25 protein-coding genes and 1 tRNA gene are annotated in these 22443 nt (G+C 39.8%); 14 read left to right on the top strand and 12 right to left on the bottom strand.

Features of this window, described 5'->3' with window-relative positions:
* The first annotated feature begins 11 nt into the window (after positions 1–11).
* Positions 12–3245 (top strand): helicase-related protein, encoded by a 3234-nt coding sequence (locus tag GGE08_RS03185; RefSeq protein WP_179383444.1) that lies wholly within the window; start codon positions 12–14, stop codon positions 3243–3245.
* Positions 3245–3892 (top strand): DUF4391 domain-containing protein, encoded by a 648-nt coding sequence (locus tag GGE08_RS03180; protein ID WP_179383443.1) that lies wholly within the window; start codon positions 3245–3247, stop codon positions 3890–3892. The genes GGE08_RS03185 and GGE08_RS03180 overlap by 1 nt, the downstream gene beginning before the upstream one ends.
* A 101-nt stretch (positions 3893–3993) precedes the next feature.
* Here the strand turns inward: GGE08_RS03180 and GGE08_RS03175 are convergent, their stop codons facing one another.
* From GGE08_RS03175 to rseP, 9 genes are all read right to left on the bottom strand, one after another.
* A complete protein-coding gene (locus GGE08_RS03175) occupies positions 3994–4692 on the bottom strand; it encodes a hypothetical protein (protein ID WP_179383442.1) in 699 nt (232 codons plus the stop codon).
* A 246-nt stretch (positions 4693–4938) separates the two neighbouring features.
* Positions 4939–5805 (bottom strand): ATP-binding protein, encoded by an 867-nt coding sequence (locus tag GGE08_RS03170; RefSeq protein WP_179383441.1) that lies wholly within the window; start codon positions 5803–5805, stop codon positions 4939–4941.
* Positions 5806–5908: 103 nt separating this feature from the next.
* Positions 5909–6184, bottom strand: a complete 276-nt coding sequence (locus tag GGE08_RS03165) for a phage antirepressor KilAC domain-containing protein (RefSeq protein ID WP_179383440.1) — start codon at positions 6182–6184, stop codon at positions 5909–5911.
* Between the two features lie 2 nt (positions 6185–6186).
* A complete protein-coding gene (locus GGE08_RS03160) occupies positions 6187–7416 on the bottom strand; it encodes a site-specific integrase (RefSeq protein WP_179383439.1) in 1230 nt (409 codons plus the stop codon).
* 58 nt (positions 7417–7474) lie between these two features.
* Positions 7475–8758 carry a DUF3987 domain-containing protein gene (locus tag GGE08_RS03155; RefSeq protein ID WP_179383438.1) on the bottom strand — a complete coding sequence of 428 codons (1284 nt, stop codon included), beginning with the start codon at positions 8756–8758 and terminating at the stop codon, positions 7475–7477.
* A 2-nt stretch (positions 8759–8760) separates the two neighbouring features.
* The gene (locus tag GGE08_RS03150) at positions 8761–9051 is read right to left on the bottom strand and encodes a helix-turn-helix domain-containing protein (protein WP_179383437.1); all 291 of its coding nucleotides are present in this window, start codon (positions 9049–9051) and stop codon (positions 8761–8763) included.
* A gap of 149 nt (positions 9052–9200) precedes the next feature.
* Positions 9201–10055 (bottom strand): hypothetical protein, encoded by an 855-nt coding sequence (locus GGE08_RS03145; protein WP_179383436.1) that lies wholly within the window; start codon positions 10053–10055, stop codon positions 9201–9203.
* Between the two features lie 98 nt (positions 10056–10153).
* A tRNA-Asn gene (locus tag GGE08_RS03140) sits at positions 10154–10227 on the bottom strand.
* Positions 10228–10296: 69 nt separating this feature from the next.
* Entirely contained in the window at positions 10297–11652 is a 1356-nt protein-coding gene (gene rseP / locus GGE08_RS03135; protein WP_179383435.1) for an RIP metalloprotease RseP, read from the bottom strand.
* Positions 11653–11804: 152 nt separating this feature from the next.
* On the opposite strand from rseP, the gene GGE08_RS03130 reads away from it, so the two are divergent.
* The 8 genes from GGE08_RS03130 to GGE08_RS03095 all read left to right on the top strand — a co-directional run bounded on the left by GGE08_RS03130 (position 11805) and on the right by GGE08_RS03095 (position 18563).
* The gene (locus GGE08_RS03130) at positions 11805–12479 is read left to right on the top strand and encodes an SCO family protein (protein WP_179383755.1); all 675 of its coding nucleotides are present in this window, start codon (positions 11805–11807) and stop codon (positions 12477–12479) included.
* 89 nt (positions 12480–12568) lie between these two features.
* The gene (locus tag GGE08_RS03125; RefSeq protein ID WP_179383434.1) at positions 12569–12811 is read left to right on the top strand and encodes a ferrous iron transport protein A; all 243 of its coding nucleotides are present in this window, start codon (positions 12569–12571) and stop codon (positions 12809–12811) included.
* Positions 12808–15024, top strand: a complete 2217-nt coding sequence (gene feoB / locus GGE08_RS03120) for a ferrous iron transport protein B (RefSeq protein ID WP_179383433.1) — start codon at positions 12808–12810, stop codon at positions 15022–15024. The genes GGE08_RS03125 and feoB overlap by 4 nt, the downstream gene beginning before the upstream one ends.
* Positions 15025–15238: 214 nt before the next feature.
* A complete protein-coding gene (locus tag GGE08_RS03115; RefSeq protein ID WP_179383432.1) occupies positions 15239–15637 on the top strand; it encodes a TonB-dependent receptor plug domain-containing protein in 399 nt (132 codons plus the stop codon).
* Positions 15638–15729: 92 nt separating this feature from the next.
* Positions 15730–16254: an RNA polymerase sigma factor gene (locus tag GGE08_RS03110; protein WP_179383431.1), complete on the top strand. Its 525-nt coding sequence runs from the start codon at positions 15730–15732 to the stop codon at positions 16252–16254.
* A gap of 2 nt (positions 16255–16256) precedes the next feature.
* Positions 16257–17042 (top strand): HEAT repeat domain-containing protein, encoded by a 786-nt coding sequence (locus GGE08_RS03105; protein WP_179383754.1) that lies wholly within the window; start codon positions 16257–16259, stop codon positions 17040–17042.
* A 20-nt stretch (positions 17043–17062) separates the two neighbouring features.
* On the top strand, positions 17063–17815 hold the full coding sequence (locus GGE08_RS03100) for a DUF4097 family beta strand repeat-containing protein (RefSeq protein ID WP_179383430.1): 753 nt from the start codon (positions 17063–17065) through the stop codon (positions 17813–17815).
* 37 nt (positions 17816–17852) lie between these two features.
* The gene (locus GGE08_RS03095; RefSeq protein ID WP_179383429.1) at positions 17853–18563 is read left to right on the top strand and encodes a hypothetical protein; all 711 of its coding nucleotides are present in this window, start codon (positions 17853–17855) and stop codon (positions 18561–18563) included.
* On the opposite strand, the gene GGE08_RS03090 is transcribed toward GGE08_RS03095, so the two are convergent.
* From GGE08_RS03090 to GGE08_RS03080, 3 genes are read right to left on the bottom strand one after another with little or no spacing between them, the layout of a single operon-like run.
* On the bottom strand, positions 18560–18952 hold the full coding sequence (locus GGE08_RS03090; RefSeq protein WP_179383428.1) for a DUF423 domain-containing protein: 393 nt from the start codon (positions 18950–18952) through the stop codon (positions 18560–18562). The two genes, GGE08_RS03095 and GGE08_RS03090, sit on opposite strands and share 4 nt — an antisense overlap.
* Before the next feature lie 12 nt (positions 18953–18964).
* Positions 18965–19369 (bottom strand): DUF2141 domain-containing protein, encoded by a 405-nt coding sequence (locus GGE08_RS03085; RefSeq protein WP_179383427.1) that lies wholly within the window; start codon positions 19367–19369, stop codon positions 18965–18967.
* A gap of 2 nt (positions 19370–19371) precedes the next feature.
* Complete coding sequence (locus GGE08_RS03080; RefSeq protein WP_179383426.1) at positions 19372–19815, bottom strand: hypothetical protein; 444 nt, start codon at positions 19813–19815, stop codon at positions 19372–19374.
* Positions 19816–19940: 125 nt separating this feature from the next.
* Between GGE08_RS03080 and GGE08_RS03075 the strand changes: the two genes are divergently transcribed.
* From GGE08_RS03075 to GGE08_RS03060, 4 genes are read left to right on the top strand one after another with little or no spacing between them, the layout of a single operon-like run.
* Positions 19941–20681, top strand: a complete 741-nt coding sequence (locus tag GGE08_RS03075; protein WP_179383425.1) for a DUF6090 family protein — start codon at positions 19941–19943, stop codon at positions 20679–20681.
* A 15-nt stretch (positions 20682–20696) separates the two neighbouring features.
* On the top strand, positions 20697–21455 hold the full coding sequence (locus GGE08_RS03070; protein ID WP_179383424.1) for an SDR family NAD(P)-dependent oxidoreductase: 759 nt from the start codon (positions 20697–20699) through the stop codon (positions 21453–21455).
* Between the two features lie 3 nt (positions 21456–21458).
* A complete protein-coding gene (locus GGE08_RS03065; RefSeq protein WP_179383423.1) occupies positions 21459–21935 on the top strand; it encodes a hypothetical protein in 477 nt (158 codons plus the stop codon).
* A 3-nt stretch (positions 21936–21938) separates the two neighbouring features.
* On the top strand, positions 21939–22430 hold the full coding sequence (locus GGE08_RS03060; RefSeq protein ID WP_179383422.1) for a hypothetical protein: 492 nt from the start codon (positions 21939–21941) through the stop codon (positions 22428–22430).
* Positions 22431–22443: the final 13 nt, after the last annotated feature.

Below are 22443 nucleotides of genomic sequence, written 5' to 3'. Positions count from 1 at the left end.
ATGACAGTTAAATGAAGCTAATCGACAATGTAAATACACGTTTGGGGGATGACTTAAAGGAGACGATAAGAAAAGGCAGTAAACTCAGTATTGCCGCTTCTACATTCTCTATTTATGCTTTTGAAGCGCTCAAAAAAGAATTGGGCAGGATTGATGAACTACGTTTTATTTTTAGCTCCCCAACATTTATTGAAGAGAAGTTTCAGAAGGAGAGCAGAAAGTTCTACATACCGCATATAGTGCGAGAATCGGAATTGTGTGGTGGTGAGTTTGAATTGAGATTGATGAACCAACTAAACCAAAGAGCTATAGCCAAAGAGTGTTCGCAATGGGTAAAACAAAAGGTTGTTTTCAAATCAAATAAACATAGTAACCTTCCCTTGAACGGAATGATTCACGTGCAACATGACAATCAGAATGCACAAGCATATTCAAACATCAGTGGTTTCACCACTTCGGATTTGGGAATCACACATAAAAAAGGGTTTCCTACTCTTATTCAAAAGACCGAATATCCCAATAGTATAGCTTATTTAGAATGGTTCAATCAAGTGTGGGAGAATGAAGAAGACTTGAAGGACGTAACGGAGAAAGTGCAAGACTACTTTGAGAGCGCGTATAAGGAAAACAGCCCTGAGTTTATCTACTTTATTACACTTTACAACATATTCAATGACTTCTTGGATGACCTCTCTTTAGATAATTTACCTAATGAGCATATTGGTTTTAAAGACACCTTGGTTTGGAAGAAGCTCTACAACTTTCAGCAGGATGCAGTAATCGGTGCTATCAACAAGTTGGAGAAGTACAAAGGCTGCATATTGGCAGATTCTGTTGGTTTGGGTAAGACCTTCTCAGCTTTAGGTGTTATCAAGTATTATGAAATGCGAAATAAAGATGTATTGGTACTTTGCCCCAAGAAGTTGGAAGCAAATTGGAATACTTACCGCCATAACGATAAGAACAACATTTTAGCTGCTGATAGATTCAGGTATGATGTACTATTCCATACAGATTTAAGTCGTGAAAGTGGTATCAGCAATGGACGTGAATTAGCCAATGTCAATTGGGGAAATTATGGTCTTATAGTTATAGATGAATCTCATAATTTCAGGAATAACAATACAGTAGTTGGTAAGGAGAACCGCTATCAAACTTTGATGCGGAAAGTGATTCAGGAAGGCATTGAAACTAAAGTGATGATGCTTTCTGCAACCCCTGTAAATAATAGGTTCAACGACTTACGTAACCAATTGGCTTTAGCCTATGAAGGTGATGCTGAGAATATTGACCAAAAGTTAGATACTCAGAGTGGCATAGATCAGATTTTCAGAAAAGCCCAGCAAGCATTCAATATTTGGAGCAGATATGAAACTACAGAGCGTACCACTGAGAAGCTTTTGGATATGCTTGACTTTGACTTCTTTGAGATATTGGACTCATTAACCATAGCAAGGTCTAGGAAACACATTACTACTTATTACGATACCACAGCCATTGGTAAATTCCCAGAGCGCAACAAGCCCGTAGCTATTCAAAGTCCGCTAACTGATTCTGATGATGTTACTTATGTAGATATTGCTGAGAAGCTTACCCTGCTCAACTTATCTGTTTACACGCCATTGAATTACATTCTTCCAAGCAAAGTTCAGGCGTATGCGGATTTATATGATAAGGAAGTACGTTCAGGTTCAGGTAAGCTATCGCAAGTGGATAGAGAATTGAGTTTGCGTATTCTTATGCGAATCAACTTGCTAAAGCGATTAGAGAGCTCTGTAGACTCTTTCCGTCTTACTTTGGAAGGTATTATCGGTCAGATTGAAAACGCCATTAAAACCATTGATAAAGGTGATGCGGATGACTATGAAGGAATCCATAAAATCCTGAGTGACGAGAACTATGACTTTGAATCCAATTGGGCAGATGAAGAGCAAGTAATTGGTAAAAAGATTAAGGTACACATTGCCGATATGGACACCACAAAATGGCGTGAAGACCTTAATGAAGACCTTGCTGTACTCAATCACCTTTGGAGCAATATCGTTGATATACGGGGCGAAAAAGACACCAAGCTTCAACACCTAATCAGTCTTTTAGATAAGAAGGTAAATGAACCATTTAATCCAGGAAACAAGAAAGCAATAGTATTCACAGCCTTTGCAGATACAGCCAATTATCTATACGAGAACATTCACGAGCAACTGAAAGAGCAATATGGCTTGAACACAGCAATTATCACAGGTTCGAGAAGGTTGTGTACTACTAAAAAGATACCAGCAGATCTAAATGCTATTCTTACTTGCTTCTCACCCCGATCCAAAGACAAAGCACAGTTATATCCCAGCATTTCAGACTCTATTGATTTACTAATTGCTACAGATTGCATTTCAGAAGGTCAGAACCTACAAGACTGCGATTACCTTATCAATTATGACATTCATTGGAATCCTGTGCGTATCATTCAGCGATTTGGGCGGGTAGATAGAATTGGTTCCAAGAACGAGAGTATTACAATGGTCAACTTTTGGCCTGATGTTACTCTCGATAATTATATCAACCTAAAGCAGCGTGTTGAGAATAAGATGCTCATTAGCAACATGGCAAGTACTGGTGACGATAACATTCTAAATACCGAAGAAAAAGACTTAGAGTACAGGAAAATACAGCTTCAGAGACTACAAGAAGAAGTAATTGACTTAGAAGATTTGAGAGAAGGCGTGAGCATTACAGACCTTGGATTGAATGATTTTAGGGTGGATTTATCCAACATGATTAAAGTGTACGGTGAATTAAAAAACATTCCTGAAGGACTTCATGCAGTGGTCAAGTCAAGCCCAATACTTCAAAGCGGTGTAATCTTCGTGCTCAAGAATGTGAACTCAAGCGTCAATATCAATAAGCTGAACAGATTGCACCCTTACTACTTGGTTTATATGAAGATGAACGGTGAATTAATCCTAAACCATGTAGAGTCTAAGAAGATATTGGATGCTATGAGAATGCTTGCCAAAGGCAGAACGGCACCGATAGAAGATGTGTGTGCAGCATTGACAGAAGAAACCGATGATTACCACCAAATGGATGAATACTCAACCCTGCTCAAACAAGGGATTAGTACCATTTTACAGAAGGAAGAAGAAAAGGAAGTTCTGAGTCTATTCAAATCAGGGGGCACAACAGCACTTCAGGAGAAAATAAAAGGCATAGAAGACTTCAAATTAGTATCATTCTTAATTGTTCGCTAATGAATTTCTTCAACCTTCCTGCAAGAACAAAAGTTGGACGTGTAGTTCCCAAGAATGCATTTGACGAGTACACCAACACGAAGCAGAAGAAGCTTTTCACAGATTGTATTCTACGTATTACATGGACTCATAAGCTTTCAGCGGATACTGTAAACTTAGATGCTAAGGATATTCAGGAAATACAGGTTTTCAAGGTAGAACTCAAGCAAAAATCCGATATCCTTAAAACCCTTGAAATCATTAATAAGTCCATTCCATACCACATTGTATTTTGGGTAGAACATAACCAAGAAGCTTATATTTCTACTGCTTCAAAACACCCTCACCCTACCAATGAAGACATTGCAGTGATTGATTGGACATTTACTTCTGATTGGTTCAATAAATCCGATAACAGATATGCACTAAATCTAAAAGGTAATTTAGATACTGTATTCAAGGATTTACTCGCTCAGCTCACAGGTAAACCAGAATTAGGTAAACAATCCTTAGATTCAATTTTAAAGAATCAACAAAAAGTATATCGCTTGAAGAAGGAAATTAGCAAACTCAAATCAGCAATAAATAGAAGTAAGCAGTTTAATCAAAAAGTTGAGCTAAATAGCAAATTGAACCAATTAAAATTAGAACTTAAAAATTTGGTATAGCTTCTGTATCACCTAATAATATAATTTCTGCATGATCTGAATGTTAGGCCCCCCTTCCTTCCTTTATAGGCTTTACTATAAAATAAAAGCCATGGGGCTGCCTAGTATCTCATTTCCTCGACCAGCTTTTTTGTTGCATCCTTAATGAATTCTTCCAACACCTGTTTTTCAACGCCTTCATAAGGCTTATCGCCATCTTTTTTCATTTCTCGCTGTTCTTTTCTTACATCCTTTAAAGATTTAGCCACAATACAACCATCAACACATGGTGTGTAGTTAAACTTATACATCCCCGAATATTCGTTTGAGGCAATGGAAACCACTTTAAATTCTACGGAAGCACCATACCTCTTAAAGCTCCCATGATATTGTGTTCTTTGTCTATTATTACTATCGTAAAAAATATTGGTTTCATATAAGATGCTAGGGTCCAATTTGGTCAGTTCAATAATTAAATCTGTATCCGACTTTTCCCTTAGTTGCTCATAGTCCACGTTATTGCTCTCATTTTCTATAATTTGATTGAAAAGCTGCCTGTCCCTAACTATAAAACCGCTTGACAGTAGTTGATTTTCAATAGCATTGTACAAATAGTCCTTGTTCTCTTGTGAAGTTGTGTTGATTGATGCGTCTGGCACCCTTAAAACAACTTTTGGCTTTTTAGTATTTTCCAAAAAATCCTTTAGGCTATCTGTTGTGTAAACGTCAGGTTGTTTATCCGTAAATTTAATTGTCTTGGTTGTTGCACAACTTGTTATGAAAAGGATTGTCATAATTGAAGCTAGCAATGGTGTTCTCATATCTGCTGTTTTTTAATGGTTAATGGTTATTTGTCAGAAATATACTAAATATACTAAGATCCTTTTTGTAGGCGGCTCTTTGTTTTAAGTAGAACCCGAAGGATGTATAAAAATTTCAGAACGAACAATATTTCATAATTAAAAAAGGCCAACAATTACTATGTTGGCCTTAGCTAAAGAATTATCTTTCGTTATAAGTATCTCTTCTGTTTTTAGGAAATGGAAACCTTCTTTCTCAAAGGTACATTACGATTTTGGGTAATTGGGTGTAGTCCCATTAATAGAATGGTTTTTAGGATTTGTCAGATTATTTAGGAGGTTTCGTTTTGTGATAAAATGCTGCCCCAAAGACTTGGAGAGTTCTCCATGAGTATTGTATAGCTTATATAGTTCGGCTATGGTGGAACATTCATCCACCTTCAATTTAAGTTCTTCTTGGCTCAAGGTACCATTACACCAACCTAGTATTTTTCTACCTGTTGCAGAGTTTATCACAAATTCATGTTTATCTGCGAAAAGACCAGTCCTATCCTTTGAAGCCGTTGCATGGTGTTTAATATCAATATCGAACACAAGGGTAAACTCATAGTCAACCCCATCCCGTTGGACAGCCTTTAAACCTATTTTCTGAGGCACATATTTACCGTCCTTTTGGTTAAGGACATAACCTTGCTTGGTTCTCATTGTTGCTATGATATGAAAATTAGACTGCAAGATTTTATCGATGAACCCTTTTTGTCGTGGGGTTACCTTGCCCCAGTTTGTAAAACTGTTCCCTGCCAAGGTGGAATGATATTGAAGCAAGAACTCCCAGCAATGGCTTATACTGTCGATTATGATGACTTTCATATCAGCATTTTCACAAGCTGTAATGGCTTGAATGTACCTTTCAGGAGAAAAGGGATTTTCCAGTTGAAGAACGTGATAGTCTCCAAGGTGTGCATAAAGGTTGGCAGAGCCGTTTTCAGTGTCTATAACAACCACTTTGGACATGTCTCCTGCTGCTAGTCCTTTAGCCAATAAAAGTGCAGAATAGGACTTGCCCGAACCCGATGGTCCCTGAATGGCCATTTTAATCTTGGTGCTTTTTCGTTCAGATTTTCTAAGATTCATGATTGATTATTTTTTTTAGAATAGATTTTAAAAACAATTAATTATATAAATGAAAAAGACCCTCGAATGAGGGCCTTTCTTTAATGTTTTATTTAAAAGTCTTTCAGTTTAAAATTAACTTCTTTTTCAAAAACTCAACACCTTCACTGGTAACCAAAGGAGTTTTGTAAATATTGTCCTTACATAGAAAAAGGCCATTTTCAATAAATATCGTCATTGGTCTATTGTATTGATCAAAATATCCATGTTCTCTAAGCCATTTAAATAATTTGTTCCTGCCAAAATTTTTTATATCTAAAATTTCAGCAACTTCCTGAATATTGTAATTGCTTTTGGTTGCCAATTTTTCATCTATGTAACCGAATGCCATTTTTTTCATGATTATTCACTTAATAATTTATATTTAGTTGAAGATTCTTCCAACAGCTTTTTCATAGCCTCATCTACAATACTATCATCAAATTCCTTTAAATAAGCCTGAGTAACACTTACATCACTATGCCCCATACTTTGCCCTATTACATCAGCACTTATTCCAGAATATTTTAGGTTGGTTGCGAAGCTGTGTCTGAACGTATAGCTGGTCACCTTCTTTTTAATATTTAAAATTGAAGCTATCTCTTTAAGCTGTGAATTATACCTTCTAAGTGATTTTGCCTTCCTGTTCTCAATTTGCAAAGGTGTCATTTTATCCTTTAATAAAATTGGGAATATAAAAGCCGTACCTGTATCCAATTTTCGATAATATTCTAAAATTTCAGCTGCTGGAGCTAATATTTTTATGGAAAATCTGCCTTTGGTTTTTGAACGGATATAGTTAACTCTATCGTTTTGAACATCCTCCCATTTCAATCGCATTAAATCAGCAAAATTAATACCACCCATAAAGTAGCTGAAAACCGCATAATTTTTAGTATCTAACAGATGTGGATATTCGTCGGTATCTAGATTGATTATCCGTTCTATTTCATCTTTTGTCAAAAATGTCTTAAATCCTTTTCCTTTTAATTTCGAAACCTTGTAGGCCTTGAAAGGATAGTACTTTTCTGCGACAACTCCTTTTTTTATTGCATCGTTATAAAGTGCCCTTATTGCTCTCATTCTAACCCCAATTCCTCCATCATGACTTCCTGTAGCCCTAAGATAGGTTTCATACTTATCCAATTCGCTTGGTGTAATCTCCCTGAAAGTAAGAGATTTTCGATTGCAAAACTTAAAGAAGGACACATAAGAGTCCTTGTAAGCCCTCGCATTTCCTGTTCTTCCAGCCTGATTTAAGTCTGAAATCTTTTCCAACCAGAAATCAGATACCGTAGTCTTAATACTCTTCTTGCCACGGAAAGATGTTTCGAATTCATCCAATGTAAAATCAATGTTTTGCAGCTTGAATTCATCGACTATTCTTAGGGCTTTTTCCTTTGCCCTCAAAAGTAATCTGTTTTTAAGCGTATAATCAGGGTGTCTTTTAGATATCTGATTTCCATCCCAATGTTCCTTTTTACACGAAACCCCCAACGATATTATTTTGGTGCATTTATCCTTAGTTATTCGAAGTACTATTGGGTATTCCCCATTAGCAAGTTTTCTATACTTTAAAATTATACTTATCATAATATCCAATTTTATTTAATTGTGAGTTAGTTCGCAAACTTTGCAAACTTTGCAACAATCAAGAATTTTTTATTTTTCTGTAAAAACCAGGTTTAATCCTGATTAAAACTTTTTTATTCAACATCCTATTTAAGAAATAATCCATTGTCCTTTCAGGTATATCCAAATCTCTTCCTATAGCAATAGCCTGCCCTCGTTCAAATTGATACGGTAAATTAGCTAGTGTAGAATAATCCTTTATTGTTAATCCTAAGGCTTTGTTCTCAAATAGTTCAAAAACAGTCAAAGCATGGTCTAACAAGGTTTTGACGATATTTTTGGCAATTTGAAAATCAACATCTTCGCATACTAGCTTCTCGGAATTAAAAACTGTCTTATGTTTCCGAAGAGTAGAGAGAATCATTGCTAAACGAAACAGCATCAAACCGTGTCTTTTTACACTAGACAAAAAGGATATTTTCCCATTTTTATTCAATAAATAATTTGCATATCCTAAGGTGCTATTCAGTTCATCCCATTGTTTATTGGTTAATTCAAATGAAATTGTCCTGTTGTTGGTTATTAAGGTCTGATATAGATCATAAATTGAATCACCTATCTGTTGAAACGTTTGCATCCTATCAATACTATCTTCCTTTCTTGGTGCAACGTCTTTCCATTCAGTCCCATCATTGAAATAGTAATACAAAAATCGAGAGAAAAGGCCATTTTCATGGGACTGCAGCAAAGGTTTTAACTGATTTTTTGTACCTGATAGGACCAAGGATAATTTGGGGTTAAAAACCTCAATAAATTTATCATCAGTTTCTCTGCTTAGACTAATTTTCTCATGATGATATGCTTTTCTCAACACATCCGAGAAATCACCCCATTCTTGCTTTAGCATAGCAGAAATACTATCAGCCTCACTTTCTATCATGACTATACCATTTTTGCTTACTTTTAGATGGGTGTATAATTTAGCACTTGACACATTGCCGGGTACAATCTTAACATCCAGCTTAGGGCAACCTTTTAAATTACCTTTGTTTTCGGATTTATATTTGTCTATAGCAGCTTGGCTATCCGATTTTATTTTGGCATGAATTCGTTCCGCCAATAATGCAGCGATATTCATGCGCCCTTTTCCACTCGCAGGTGGTGCCAGTATCAACAAATAGAGATTTGAGAAATATTTTTTGTCATCATATACTCCTGTAATATTTGGGAGACAGCCACTCAAGACAGCTAAAGAAGACATCAGAATGACATCTCTTTCTCTGCCCTCAAAGGTCTCCATGCCCTGTTTTAAAATTATAGGCAGAGATTCATATACACTTTCTTTAATAAACTTATTTGCCATGCCTAAAAGTTTTTTGTTAAAAAACGTTCCATTTTCATTTCTGCTTCATCAATCGACAATTGCTTATTTTGCATCAACCAAGTCATAAGATCCTTTCTATGAAAATAGATTAGCTTACCATTAGGCTTAAAAAAACTAATCCTCCTTTTATGGGTTAGTTTATATAGCATACTAGCAGAAATATCTAGAAATACAAGTGCTTCTCTAAAACTCAAAATCTCCTTGGAAAATTGACCAGAAGTATTTTTTGGATTGGTCTGATCCTGGACTAACTTTTCATCATCGTTGTTCATAATATGATATTTAATTGCAATACGTAAAATCACGTATTCGATGCAATGATACGCTGAACTAAAAACCATAAGTGAAACAGAGAAATATCGAAATCAGAAAAATGTGTTTCACATCTTCCCAATTAGGATTTTAATACCAGTAGAAAGCACTAAAACCTATTTATCCAATTTCTTAAAACTTTTATTTGTTGAGTACTTGAATAGTCCTCAAGACTACTTGAAGCTTTGTAGTGAATAGTAGTTTCATTAATAGGAATGGAGGCGAGGGAAAAAATTATATTTATAAACCTTAGTTGCTTGTTTGTAATCGATGGGTCTTTAATATCGGCCAAATCCCTATACCAATGCAGAAGTTTTTTCGTTAATGTCACCTTAAACTGATACGCTAATGAATTTAAATCCATATAAGGAATTATTTCTTTAATCCCCTTTACCCAATCCCTAGAATCGTAACTAAATCCTATTGATTGTAAATAAGTTGACATCAGGCTGTCTATTACAAGAAAATTTTTAAAAACAAATGTCTTATCCTCGAATTTAATAGTAAGGGATTTTACGCTTTTAGCACTGTTAATTCCCCTAACTCCATCTTTTGGCTGATACCTTTCAACCCACCTAATCATAACTTCGATTAATTCTTGTCTTTCTTTTTGAACTGTGGCCAAATCCTTGTCCAAACCCTGACTAGAGTTCAACTCAGGCCAAGAAAGTGAATCATATGTGGCCTGTGAATTTAGAATAATAAACAAAAGTTCATCACAATATAGCCCGTTAAAAAAGTCTTGATTTAATTTCTCTACAGCATCTTTGAATTGGCTCTCAACAATGAATTTGAATATTGGTCTTTCAAATAACGTGAAGTCAATTTTTTCAGGAACATTGCTAAAATTTATAAGTATGGCCCTTTTTGAACTAACAAAGTCATTAACATTTTTGCTATCCCATTGAGGAACATACTCCTTTGTGATAGCATTAAACTTCTTGTAGATATATACCTCTGACATTCACGGAATAAAGTATAAAGATAAAATAAGTACCCAAACTGATACCCACCAAAATGAAGAAAGCCTTTCGATTTCTCGAAAGGCCTATATTTACTGGGCTCCCCCTCTTGGGCTCGAACCAAGGACCCTCTGATTAACAGTCAGATGCTCTAACCAACTGAGCTAAGGAGGAATATTTTACCTTAAGCGGGTGCAAATATAATGGATTCTTTTTTACACCACAAACAAAAAAATTGGTTTTCTATTTAAACAACCATTTATACAAATCGTTGCCATTGGCAAACAGCAACAAAGCAATCAATAAAAAGAAGCCGACCATTTGGGCATACTCCAAAAACTTGTCGCTCGGTTTACGGCCCGTAACCATTTCGTACAGCAGGAACATTACGTGTCCACCATCCAAAGCAGGAATCGGCAAAATGTTCATAAAGGCCAAAATAATGGAAATAAAGGCCGTTGTCGCCCAAAAAGCTGGCCAGTTCCACGTATCTGGGAACATACCGCCAATGGCTGCAAAACCTCCCACACCTTTATAGGCTCCTGTCTCTGGGTTAAAAATCTTCTTGAGCTGCTTCATGTAACTGGAAAGTGTAGAAACTCCTTTGTTGATACCCGCTGGAATCGATTCCAAAAACGAATAGGTCTCTGTCTCCACCTTTAAAATCCCTCTTTGTTCCATCTCTTCCATGGTGAAGGGTGCCGTAACAATGCCCAATTTACCATCACTGCTTACCGATGCGGTAACTTGCCCCTCTGAACCATCTTCCCGACGAACCAGTACATTGATATCCTTCCCTTTGTTCTGTTCCAATTGATCCATCACTTGGTCCCGATAAATGGCAGGTTCCCCATTGATGGCCAAAAACTCATCCTTTGGTCTAAATCCTGCATTTTTGTTATGCGAAGTATCAGGAACGTTGTTTACCATAAATGGCGTCCGATAAAACAAAAACCGAACCTTATCCTCGTCCTCTATTAGAGTAGAGATAAAGTCAACTGGGATTTCCTTTTCTATTCGTTCCCCATCCCTTTCAATGGTAATTCGGTTTCCATTGATCAACTCAATAAAAACACTGTTAAACGATTTCAGCTCTTCACCATCCACAGCAATGATCTTGTCACCCGTTTGTATGCCCACTTCGTCACCGATTTCCTTTTCGAGCACCCAAACGCCATCTTTTAGACTGTTCATGGGGATATATTGTTCACCGTAGGTATAGGCCATTCCAATATAAATAACGACTGCCAAAACAAAGTTCACGGTTACCCCACCCAGCATAATGATTAAACGTTGCCAAGCAGGCTTGCTTCGGAATTCCCATGGCTTGGGCTCTTGTTTCATCTGCTCCTTGTCCATGCTCTCATCGATCATACCGGATATTTTTACATACCCGCCCAAAGGCAGCCAACCAATACCATAAACCGTTTCGCCGATCTTCTTTTTGAAGAGGGAAAATTTCACATCAAAAAAGAGGTAAAACTTCTCCACCCTGGTCTTGAAAAGCTTCGCTGGGATAAAGTGGCCCAGCTCGTGCAGCACGATCAAAAGCGATAAGCTCAAAAAGAATTGTATGGTCTTTATAACTATAGGGGTCATCCGTCGTGTTTTGTTAAAACCAACAAAAGTAACCTTTTAGGGATTGATAAAAAAACCTCCCCATTTTATCACAACAGGATTTAAGAAAGATTTAGCATCAAAACTTTCCTTTCTCTTTGATGGATAACCGTTTGGGCCGTAATTTTGCATATATGCTGTCATTCTTTGCCAAGTACAAAATGTTCGGGATAGTCATGTTGGTCCTTTCCGCCATCATTGTCTATCTATTCTACAACGCCCTTCAGCCCGAGAAAATGCTTCCAGTGTACCAGCCTTCCATGGTGGACAAGTCCTTGGTGGACAGCACCCTCCATTACACCAAAAAATACCATAAGATTGCCGATTTTTCATTGGTCAACCAAAACGGGGATACCATTACCCAAGAAAATTACAAGGATAAAATATATGTGGCCGATTTCTTTTTTACCACCTGCCCCACGATTTGCCCGATCATGACCAAAAATATGGCCGAGGTGCAAGCAGTGGTGAAGGACGATCCCAACATTATGTTGCTCTCCCACTCCGTTACCCCGGATATTGATAGCGTTGCCCAACTAAAAAAGTATGCAAGGGAAAAAGGCGTTATCGATAGCAAATGGAATTTGGTCACAGGTGATAAAAAACAGATCTACCAGCTTGCTCGAAAATCATATTTGGCCGTTAAAAATGATGGTGACGGAGGTCCGTACGATATGATCCATACCGAAAATTTTATTCTGGTGGATAAGGAAAAAAGGATTCGTGGCTTTTACGATGGCACCAACCGTGAAGAAATCGATAAGCTTTTGAAGGACATTGAAATCCTTAAAGCCAGTTATAACGATTAACGCAAATCTTCTTTCTTCATGATTGCCTCCTGTAGTTCCCCATTTTTACTTATTTTTGCCCTTACTTAAAATTGTTCTAAATAAAAACAGTGGCCACAGTAGCAGATTTACGGTACGGACAAAAGGGAATAATCAAAGGATTCACGGAAAACAACCTCCCCATCAAGTTAATGGAATTGGGATGCCTGCCCGGCAACAGCGTAGAACTGTTGCGTATTGCCCCACTGAACGATCCCATTTACATCAACCTTAGTGGCAGCCACTTGGCCATACGACGATCCTTGGCGCAGCTCATTGAATTGGAAATCATTGAAGAAACACAGCCCAAATGAGCAAAAACATCAACGTAGCCCTCATCGGGAACCCCAATACGGGAAAAACATCAGTATTCAACCAACTTACAGGTCTCAAGCAAAAAGTAGGCAACTATCCCGGGATTACCGTAGAGAAAAAGGAAGGTATCTGCAAACTTCCCAGAGGCGTAAAAGCGCATATTCTCGATTTACCGGGAACCTATAGTTTGAACACCACCTCCCTCGACGAGAGTTTGGTAGTGGAACTGTTGCTCAACAAAAACGACAAGGATTATCCCGACGTTGCCGTAGTCATTAGCGATGTGGAAAACCTCAAACGGAACCTACTGCTCTTTACCCAGATCAAGGATCTAAAGATTCCCACCATTTTGGTGATCAACATGGCCGATAGGATGGACCGAAAAGGGATTTCGTTGGATGTGGAGGCCATGGAGAAAAAGTTGGACACCAAAATCGCCTTGGTCAGCACCCGAAAAAACACCGGTATAGAACGCATCAAGGAGTTGATTGCCGATTACAAAAATGTCTCGTCCAAACCGCTATTAGATCCAACCCGAATTTCCCCAGCATACTTCGAACGATTAAAAAAGGCATTCCCACAAAACGATGTGTACAAACTATGGCTCGTCATCACTCAAGATGTGAACTTTATGCCCATAGAAAAGAAGCGTATCCAAGATGCTACGGACTTCTCCACAAAGTCGAAGGATGAGCTCAAAAAATTGCAGCACAAGGAAACGGTACTTCGCTACCAACTCATCAATAACATTCTAAAGGAAACCTACAAGGTCGATTTTTTGGCGGCAAAAGGCCTTCGAGCTTCGTTGGACAAGATCTTAACGCACAAAATATTTGGGTACCTGATTTTCTTTGCCATTCTATTGCTTATATTCCAGGCTATTTTTGAGTGGAGCTCCTACCCCATGGACTTTATCGATGAAAATTTTGCCTTAGCGGCCGAATGGATAAAGACCACCTTGCCTCCCGGGGTATTTACGGATTTACTTGCTGAAGGAATTGTAGCAGGAATCGGGGGCATTGTTATTTTTATTCCTCAAATTGCCTTTCTGTTCTTGTTTATCTCCCTTCTGGAAGAGTCAGGCTATATGAGCCGTGTCGTTTTTTTAATGGATCGATTGATGCGCCCCTTCGGATTGAGCGGAAAAAGTGTGGTGCCCCTTATTTCGGGGAACGCATGTGCCATACCGGCCATTATGGCCACCCGTACCATTGAAAATTGGAAAGAAAGACTCATCACTATTCTGGTAACCCCATTTACCACCTGCTCCGCCAGATTGCCCGTGTATTTGATTCTAATCGCCTTGGTGATTCCAGAGGGCAGCATTTTGGGTTTGAGCTATCAAGCGTTGACATTGATGCTTCTGTACCTCATCGGCTTTGGAATGGCACTGTTTTCGGCCATGGTGCTCAATAAAATCCTTAAGATAAAGAGCAGGTCCATTTTTATGGTTGAAATGCCAACCTATCGGCTTCCATTGCTCAAAAATGTGGTGTACACGGTAATCGAAAAAACAAAAAGCTTTGTTTGGGGCGCGGGTAAAATCATTTTGGCCATATCCATTGTCCTATGGTTTTTGGGCTCCAATGGGTATTCGGATGATTTCCAAAATGCAGAGACCATCGTAACCGAAAGAATAGAAAACGAGGGATTGAGCACCTACAGCAAAAATTACATTCAAAACAACATTGCTTCCCATAGGGAGAACGCCTTGGCAAAAGGAATCGCCCCCAGCTCCATTCAAGATTCCCTAAGGACGTTGACAGCAGAACTCACGGAGAGGGCGGTTGCACAGGAGATTGCCAGTTACAAATTGGAACATTCCTACATTGGCCAAGCCGGAAAAGCTTTTGAACCCTTGGTAAAACCCTTGGGCTACGATTGGAAGATCGGCATTGCTGTATTGACCTCCTTCGCCGCCCGGGAAGTGTTTGTGGGCACCTTGGCGACCATTTACAGTGTGGGAAGCGACGAGGAAGAAACCATTAAGAAGCGAATGGCGGCAGAACTGGATGAAGATGGCAAACCATTGTTCAATCTCGCATCCGGAATATCACTGATGTTGTTCTACGCATTTGCCATGCAATGCATGAGCACGCTCGCCATTGTAAAAAGAGAGACCAATTCATGGAAATGGCCCATGATCCAATTGGGCTTTATGAGTGTTTTTGCCTATATTATAGCTTTACTCGCTTACCAAATCCTAATTTAATCGCATTATGATCCAACAAATCCTGGTTTATGCCACCTTATTGATTGCTGCAGGGTATTTGGTGTGGAAATTTCTACTCCCCAAATCAATCTTCGGAAAAGGCAAGAACAATTCTGGTTCCTGCGGTTCCGATGACTGCGGTTGTGGTTGATGAACAAAATGTTTTTAGGTTCATTTGTATTAAAATCCATAGATTGTGGGACATTTTGTTCCCATGAAAAACCTCACATCCATTTTCTTGCTCATCATCTTGATGCCTTTTGCAAGTTGTTCCTCAACTAAAAATCCATCGTATAGCAAGTACGCTGCCCAGGAAATCCAGACACAAAACAACAAAACCATCGACTTGATCGATAGAATCAGGCGTTTGCCCGGAATAACGCTCAGAGGCGGTATCCCCTATTTTATGAAATCGGCCAATCAGATTACGGGAACGGCGACCGAGCCATTGTACGTCCTGAACGGATATATACTGGGCAATTCGTTTGAATCGGTAAATCAATTGGTGGACAGTGCCACCGTGAAGGATATCGAAGCACTGAGCGGTTCCGATGCAGGATCCTATGGTTCCAGAGGTGCTAGCGGGGTCATAAAAATCACTACTTTCCAATAAAGCATCACTCTTAGAATAAAAAAATCACTTTCCGTGTAACCTTTCCCAATTTCTTGACTATATAAGATAAACGCCAACTAAAACAACAGCATTTGGAAACACTTTCAGATGAGATGATCATGCAAAAGGTATCTGAGGGAAACCTAGACCTGCTGAAGGTACTTTTTGACCGGCATCATAAACACGTGTACAATTTTCTGTACAAAATGTCGGGTGATCGAATGTTGGCGGAAGATCTTACACAAGATGTTTTTTACAAACTGATCAAGTATAGGAGTACCTACAACAATGGGTCGTTTATGTCTTGGATGTTCACCATTGCAAGGAACAATCTCAAGACCCATTACACCAGAAACCATAAAGCCCACGACGATATCGAGGTTTTGGCCTACAAAGCGGTGGAAGAGGAAAATGAGGTGTCGGAAAACAATGCCCACTTACAATATGCCCTGAGCCAATTGGATCCGTACGACCGGGAATTGGTCATCTTAAACCGATATCAAGAGATCAATTACGAGGATCTTGCCGAAATTATGGGCAGTACCCCCGGAGCTGTAAAAACAAGAGTGTGCAGGATTTTGAAAAAATTGAAGAATATCTATTTAGAACGTAGTTGACCATGGAAAAAGAGCATGTTTTTGACCAAATACCAGAGTATCTGGATGGTCATTTGAGCAAAACGGAGACTGCCAAGCTAGAAAAGCATTTGGAGCAATGTGCTGAATGTCAAAAAGAAGTAGAGGAGATGAGAATTCTTTTCACTGGGTTTGACAATGAGGTGTCCGCACCCACCGATAGGCTCAGAGCCAAATTTGAAGCGGCCCTTGAACAAGAAAAGATGCAGCAGGGAAAAGTGGTTCGCGTGGAGAGCGGAAAATCATCCAATTGGGCAGGGAACCTATTAAAAATTGCGGCAAGCATTGCCCTTTTGGTAGTAGCCTTTCAGATGGGCAGCCTCTTTCAACAACGAAAAGTGAACCAGGACCTTGCACAACTGAAAGATGAAACCCATAAAATGAAACAAACGGCCATGCTGTCGTTAATGGAGAACCAATCGGCGAGCAAACGCATTCAGGGAGTGAACTATATCGAAGAATTTGAGGAGCCCGACGAGGCCATCATCCAAGCACTCGCCAACCGATTGTTGTACGATGAGAACGATAATGTACGGATGACCGCCTTTGAAGCACTGGTGAAATTTACCGCATCAGAAACCGTAAAAACCACCTTTATCGAAGCCTTGGAGCACGAAAAGAACCCAAGCATACAAGTAGCCATTATTCAGGCCTTGGTCCAGATTCAGGAAAAGAAAGCGGCCGAACCCATGAAAAAATTATTAGAAAAAGAAGACACACAACCCTTTATCAAGGATCAAATCAGGGCAGTATTGCCAAGTATATCATAAACATCAAAAAAGCGAATATCATGAGAAAATTCACAATTATTGCTGTGGCCCTTTTTATGGGTGCTATGGCCAAAGCACAAAACGATTACACCAAATCCCTCAACGGAATCCAATGGGTAAAAATCGAATCGAAAACGGACATTGTCGTAAAAACACACAACACCAACGAATTGCTGATCAAATCCGGCCCTCAAATAAAAACGCCAGAGCGTGCCAAAGGACTCAAATTGGTGGGTGAAGGCGGCACGGACAATACCAACGTTGGATTCTCCGTAGTGCAGGACGGGAATACCCTAATCGTGTACAACCTGCGCAAAAACAAGGGAGCCGAAATCTATTTACCGGCTTCACAGAACCTTGCCGTAAAAAGCACTTGGAACGGGGATATTGAAATCGACGGTTTTTCGGGTGAAATTGAAGCCGATGCCCAACTCAATGGAGGGGTACGCATCACCAACGTAAACGGCCCTGTTACCGCCAACTCCTTGAACGGGCAACTGGAAGTGGTTTTTGGAAAAGTCACTCAAGACTCCCCTATCTCCCTGTATTCCACCAATGGTGCAGTAGATGTCAGCCTTCCAGCAAACACCCCGGCCAATCTTGCCTTGAGTACGCTCAACGGAAATGTGTACACGGATTTTGACGTAAAAGCCGAGGACAAAAATGGATTAAAGTCCGTTTTGGGAAGGGATATCAAGGCATCCATTAACGGAGGTGGCGTCAAAATCTCCATGAAATCCACAAACGGAAACATGTATCTCAGAAAAAAATAAACATCAATCAACGTTTAAAATCAAAAATCGAACAGTCATGAAAAACATTATTATTACCGCATTTTTAGGGTTGGTTACACTTACCCTGAGTGCACAGAAAGTCATCGAAAAAAACTTTGACTACTCCGGTCAGTCCATAGATTTGGATGTCAAATTTGCGAACAACATCGAAGTAAAAACATGGGACAAAAACACCGTCTATTTTAAGGCCGACATTACTATTGAGGATGGAAAGTACTTGGACAAGTTTAAACTCGACATTGCGGAAAGCAACAGTTCCCTCAGTATCGCTTCCAACGTAAAGGATGTTTTTGACGCCTTTAAGGCCGAGTGGGAGAAAACACGCCCAAATAAAAAGGGGTATTATTTTGAAGGGGACAGCTACGAGTTCAACTATGTGCTTTACATACCCAAGGGAGCCACCTTCGCCGTAAGCAGCATTAACGGTGACCTTGCCTCGGATTATATTGAAGGAGACTTTACAGCAGATTTGATCAATGGCGATATCGAAATCAAAAAGTACAATGGCGATATGGACCTTAAGACCATTAACGGCGAAATAGATCTGGTGATGAAGGATTCCAGATTGGTGGCCGAGACCATCCATGGCAATATTTATGCGGATGAAGGCCTAAACCTTACTGTGAGTGATCGCTACGTGGGCCAAAAGGTGGAAGGAAGGTTTGACAATGCCACGCACCGCCTACAACTCAACACGATTAATGGGAATATGTACCTGCGCCTCTAGATCAAATTGGCAACAAAGGAATAAAGCAAAAGGGCCCAACCAACGACCAGCAATAATCCCCCGATGGGGGTCACCGGGCCTAAAAAACGAGGTTTGCTGCCTTTTGCCGCACCCAAACAAAGTGCATAAATACTGAAGGAAAACAACAAGGTACCAAAAATAAAGCAGTTGACTATCCAAGAGTCCAATGGCTTATCAAAATTAAGATTAAAGCCTAAGATCAACAGTATAATGGCATGGTACATTTGATATTTGACCCCTGTCTCAAAACTTAGTAGCAGTTCGGGGGTCAATTTCTTTTTAAGGGCGTGGGCACCAAATGCGCCAAAAACCACTGCCAAAAGACCATACAAAGCGCCCATAAGTTGGGCCATAAAAATTGTTCCCATAGTGCTGTTAGATTAAAGGTCAATATGGATTTCGTAATCCGAAATCATCTTAAAAGCGCACTCGTGATATTTGGGCGGACCAAAGGTCTTCATTTTGGCATTGGAGAATGCCACTTTTTCCTTGGGTATGCCCAACCAATTGGTATCGAGTTTACCATTGTTGTTTTCATCATGGAATACGGCCAAGGCATATTCTCCAGGAGGAAGGTCGGGAATATTGAATTCCACGCTTCCTTCGTTTGCGGCGACACTGTCCGTCTTCAAAACACGGTCAAAAGACAAAAAGGATTCGTCAGAATCATACACTGCAACATTGACACTTCCTTTTTGAGTGGCCACATTGTTCACCCGAACGCTCAATGTATTCTGTGAGAAGCCCACAATGGGCAATAAGAGAAAAAAGAGAAATGCCTTCATACCTATTGGACTTCTTTTTCAGTTTCCATGTTATTCAACAATTCAGTCTGCAAAATTGCAAATAATTCGGCAGTTTTAAGACTGTCCCTCAAATTCACATACATTTTTAAGGAATCGTGGTGCACCAATTTGATTTTTTGCTGGTAGAGATCATCCACAAAAACATAGACTTTGGTGTTGGTTATGGAATCATTAAACACCCCTTTCTCCCTTTCCATCCAAGAAAACCCACTAGAACGCTCCATCTCGGGTAATTTTTCCACAAAAACCACACTGTCCAATGCTGTCAAAGGTATGTTTTGATAATAGATACCCGAGTAGATCTTAAGGTGTCCCTCCTCGATCTTATGCCAGTTTTTGTAGTGCTCCACAAAGGCAAGAACGCAAAGTATCAAGGTAATGACAATCAGCAGATTCCATAACCAGTGTCTCTTTTTTGATTTCATAGTATGTCTCGAAAATTCCTGTGTACGAACCAACAGTTCCTACAAAGAAAAGTAATTATTAGAACAACATGGGAATCCGTAGAATATTGTGCGCTAACTTATTATCTTTAAACAAACCACTAACCATGCCGACCATTTTTAGAAAACTCAGGAAATCCCTCTTGACCGAGAACAAATTCTCAAAGTATCTTTTTTATGCCGCAGGGGAAATTGTGCTGGTCGTCATTGGAATACTATTGGCCTTGCAAATCAACACCTGTAACAATCAAAAGATACAGCGCAACAAGGAACAATTCTATTTACAGGAAATTAAATCGAGCCTGGTTCAAGACTCTTTGGCAATACATGTGGTGTTGGACTACAATCGGCAAAAACAAGCGACTATTTCCGATATGATGGGAATCTTTGCCGACACCTTGAACAACCAACAACGCTATGCCATTTTTGATGCTGCTACGGATGTTTTTGTAGACTATCGCCTTTTTGAACCCAGCACTACCGCCTTCAACAACATGTTGGCCGCAGAGACCATTACCGTAATTCGTGACAATGGTCTTAAAAAGCTATTGACCAATTATTATGAATACCCCTATTCCGAAGGAATTCAAGAACGATTGGTCCAAATGAACCGTAAAGTGGTAGATGAGGCCTTCCCGGAATTCTTTACCAAGGAATTTGCAAAGGCCAAACTGAATCTGGAAACCGAACTAAAATCCATCCAAGATGTAGAGCTGCACAAAAATCCCGTTTTTCTTTCCGATCTTTACGGTATCAGTTATCTTATGACCATGCAGGACAGTTTTCTTGGCAAAACTTTGTCCGACATCAATAAACTGATTAGCACAATTGATCAAAATTTAGAATAACAGCAACACAACTTTATGGATTTTAAAGGAAAAAATGTACTGGTTACCGGTGCTTCGCGAGGTATTGGCAAAGCAACCGCATTGGCCTTCGCCAAAAAAGGGGCCAAGGTAGGGCTCAATTATAGAAGTAATGATGAAGTAGCCAAACAGACATTGGCGGAGCTGCCCGGGGAAGGCCATCAACTTTTTAAAAGGGACATTTCCCAAAAACAAGAGACCCAATCCCTCATTGAGGACTTTGTGAATCATTATGGTCAATTGGACGTTTTGGTGAACAACGCGGGCATTTCCATTTTTCATGAGATAGACCAAGTGGATTTTGATCATTGGACCCATGCTTGGGAAAAAACGTTCGAGACCAACCTATTTGCCGTGGCCAACTTGTGCTATTGGGGGGCTAAGGCCATGATGAAAACTGGAGGCGGACACATTGTAAGCGTGTCCTCACGAGGTGCCTTCCGGGGCGAGCCCACCAAACCGGCCTACGGAGCCAGTAAAGCGGCACTGAACTCCATGAGCCAATCCCTGGCCAAAAAACTGGCACCACATCACATTTATGTGGGAGTGGTCGCCCCTGGATTTACCGAAACCGAAATGGCCAAAGAAACCCTGACCCCTGCCGAAAGGGAAAACCTGCTCCGTGAATCACCCTTTAAACGCATGGCCCAACCCGAAGAGGTAGCGCACGCCATTCTTTTTTTGGCATCTTCCGAGGCGGCTTATTCCTCAGGGACGATCATTGATGTAAATGGCGCATCTTACCTAAGAAGTTAAGGAATGAAGGCTGCTACGATTGCACAACTCAAAAAAGAACTCCAATTCAAATCACAGGAGGAAACCCTCCTGCTATGCCTTCGCTTGGCCCGCTTCAAAAAAGAGAATAAGGAATTGCTCACCTATTTGCTTTTTGAATCCGATAGCGAGGAAAGCTATATTGAATCCGTAAAAGAAGAGGTCGATGCCATGTTTGAAGACATCAATACCAGCAGTTATTTCTACATCAAAAAGAGCGTTCGGAAAATACTTCGTACCATTAAAAAATACATCCGATACTCTGGAAACAAAGCCACCGAAGTGGAACTGTTGCTCCACTTTTGTGAGAGGATGAAATCCTTACGACCGTCCATTCACAGAAATACTACCCTCACCAATTTGTACAATCGCCAATTGGAATACATCAAAAAGAAAATTTCCCTGCTCCATGAGGACCTACAATATGATTATGGGGTTATCTTGGAACAGTTAAATCATTGAAATATGTTCGAAGACGATGATGATCTAAACAAAAACAGGGATGAATTTGAAAAAATGCCCCTTTACAAAAAAGGGTGGGTCATTTTCGATTTGGCCGATAAAATAGCCTCCCTGGCCAATGACGAAGAAGAATATGCATCCCTTCCAGAAACCGAGTTGCGCCTCTTACGGCACCATGCAGAGCAACTGCGCAATGATGCCATGCTCATTTGCCCGAAAATAGCAGGCGCCGAAGGAGGTGACCTGTATGGCATCCGAATGGAGAATGCAACCATCATTCGGAAAGCTGGCCGCGAGATCCAAACGGGATGCTCAGGTTTGGAAATGTGGGGGTTCAAACACACGGAATATCTAGAGTTGCTACGGCAGGAAATTGAGGAATTCCGAATCTTGTTTGCCGAATGGGTACAGACTTTTGATCCATGGAACTATACTTTGGACCGCTGGGGTCTATTTAATCCTCCCGGGGTCAACTTTGATGATCCAGAACTCTAGTCCATCCAGCAGC

Source organism: Allomuricauda sp. ARW1Y1 (assembly GCF_013407935.1).
Lineage (GTDB): Bacteria > Bacteroidota > Bacteroidia > Flavobacteriales > Flavobacteriaceae > Flagellimonas.
Note: the sequence above shows the minus strand (reverse complement) of the source record. Positions and strands in the feature narration are given on the sequence as shown.

What these genes read in the sequence shown, in the direction of transcription:
- rseP (WP_179383435.1), bottom strand. Translation starts at nt 11,652, where the DNA reads ATGACCCCTATAGTTATAAAGACCATACAATTCTTTTTGAGCTTATCG.
- GGE08_RS03130 (WP_179383755.1), top strand. Translation starts at nt 11,805, where the DNA reads ATGCTGTCATTCTTTGCCAAGTACAAAATGTTCGGGATAGTCATGTTG.
- GGE08_RS03170 (WP_179383441.1), bottom strand. Translation starts at nt 5,805, where the DNA reads ATGAATCTTAGAAAATCTGAACGAAAAAGCACCAAGATTAAAATGGCC.
- GGE08_RS03115 (WP_179383432.1), top strand. Translation starts at nt 15,239, where the DNA reads ATGAAAAACCTCACATCCATTTTCTTGCTCATCATCTTGATGCCTTTT.
- GGE08_RS03145 (WP_179383436.1), bottom strand. Translation starts at nt 10,055, where the DNA reads ATGTCAGAGGTATATATCTACAAGAAGTTTAATGCTATCACAAAGGAG.
- GGE08_RS03065 (WP_179383423.1), top strand. Translation starts at nt 21,459, where the DNA reads ATGAAGGCTGCTACGATTGCACAACTCAAAAAAGAACTCCAATTCAAA.
- GGE08_RS03080 (WP_179383426.1), bottom strand. Translation starts at nt 19,815, where the DNA reads ATGAAATCAAAAAAGAGACACTGGTTATGGAATCTGCTGATTGTCATT.
- GGE08_RS03095 (WP_179383429.1), top strand. Translation starts at nt 17,853, where the DNA reads ATGAAAAACATTATTATTACCGCATTTTTAGGGTTGGTTACACTTACC.
- GGE08_RS03160 (WP_179383439.1), bottom strand. Translation starts at nt 7,416, where the DNA reads ATGATAAGTATAATTTTAAAGTATAGAAAACTTGCTAATGGGGAATAC.
- GGE08_RS03070 (WP_179383424.1), top strand. Translation starts at nt 20,697, where the DNA reads ATGGATTTTAAAGGAAAAAATGTACTGGTTACCGGTGCTTCGCGAGGT.
- GGE08_RS03075 (WP_179383425.1), top strand. Translation starts at nt 19,941, where the DNA reads ATGCCGACCATTTTTAGAAAACTCAGGAAATCCCTCTTGACCGAGAAC.
- GGE08_RS03180 (WP_179383443.1), top strand. Translation starts at nt 3,245, where the DNA reads ATGAATTTCTTCAACCTTCCTGCAAGAACAAAAGTTGGACGTGTAGTT.
- GGE08_RS03185 (WP_179383444.1), top strand. Translation starts at nt 12, where the DNA reads ATGAAGCTAATCGACAATGTAAATACACGTTTGGGGGATGACTTAAAG.
- GGE08_RS03100 (WP_179383430.1), top strand. Translation starts at nt 17,063, where the DNA reads ATGAGAAAATTCACAATTATTGCTGTGGCCCTTTTTATGGGTGCTATG.
- GGE08_RS03105 (WP_179383754.1), top strand. Translation starts at nt 16,257, where the DNA reads ATGGAAAAAGAGCATGTTTTTGACCAAATACCAGAGTATCTGGATGGT.
- GGE08_RS03155 (WP_179383438.1), bottom strand. Translation starts at nt 8,758, where the DNA reads ATGGCAAATAAGTTTATTAAAGAAAGTGTATATGAATCTCTGCCTATA.
- GGE08_RS03060 (WP_179383422.1), top strand. Translation starts at nt 21,939, where the DNA reads ATGTTCGAAGACGATGATGATCTAAACAAAAACAGGGATGAATTTGAA.
- GGE08_RS03175 (WP_179383442.1), bottom strand. Translation starts at nt 4,692, where the DNA reads ATGAGAACACCATTGCTAGCTTCAATTATGACAATCCTTTTCATAACA.
- GGE08_RS03150 (WP_179383437.1), bottom strand. Translation starts at nt 9,051, where the DNA reads ATGAACAACGATGATGAAAAGTTAGTCCAGGATCAGACCAATCCAAAA.
- feoB (WP_179383433.1), top strand. Translation starts at nt 12,808, where the DNA reads ATGAGCAAAAACATCAACGTAGCCCTCATCGGGAACCCCAATACGGGA.
- GGE08_RS03085 (WP_179383427.1), bottom strand. Translation starts at nt 19,369, where the DNA reads ATGAAGGCATTTCTCTTTTTTCTCTTATTGCCCATTGTGGGCTTCTCA.
- GGE08_RS03090 (WP_179383428.1), bottom strand. Translation starts at nt 18,952, where the DNA reads ATGGGAACAATTTTTATGGCCCAACTTATGGGCGCTTTGTATGGTCTT.
- GGE08_RS03165 (WP_179383440.1), bottom strand. Translation starts at nt 6,184, where the DNA reads ATGAAAAAAATGGCATTCGGTTACATAGATGAAAAATTGGCAACCAAA.